Genomic DNA, 374 nt, shown 5'->3' with positions numbered 1-374 from the left:
AGTGGGACTACCTCTGGGCGGCGCTGTGCATGGTGGGCGCGGTCTATTTCATGTTCCGCGCCTGAGCGTCATTGGCTGATCTTCAGCGCCTCTTCGATCTGGTATTCGAAGTAGCGCTGGAAACCGAAGGCGAGGCTGGCCATCAGCCCCACGGTGCCGTACATCAGGGCGAACACCAGCGCGCCGATGGTCAGCCAGTTCGTCCGGCCAGCGGGGGCGTCGGCCGCCTCGGTGGGGTTGTGCCGCCGGTTCCACTGCTCGGGGGTGCGCAGCGCGTAAACGATGGCCGTCAGGCAGGCGGTGGCGATGCTCAGGCCCAGCAGCGGCAGCAACAGCCACGACAGCTTGTCGTCCTGGCCGTAGGTCAGCACCCG

Annotated in this window: 1 protein-coding gene; it reads right to left on the bottom strand. The window is 66.6% G+C overall.

Features of this window, described 5'->3' with window-relative positions; translation table 11 throughout:
- Nucleotides 1–68 precede the first annotated feature (68 nt).
- On the bottom strand, nt 69–374 hold a 306-nt coding region (locus HA630_RS27065), incomplete at its 5' end, for a hypothetical protein (RefSeq protein ID WP_166832201.1).

It is taken from the genome of Aquabacterium sp. A08, assembly GCF_011742065.1.
This window is presented reverse-complemented; position numbering and strand designations above follow the sequence as displayed.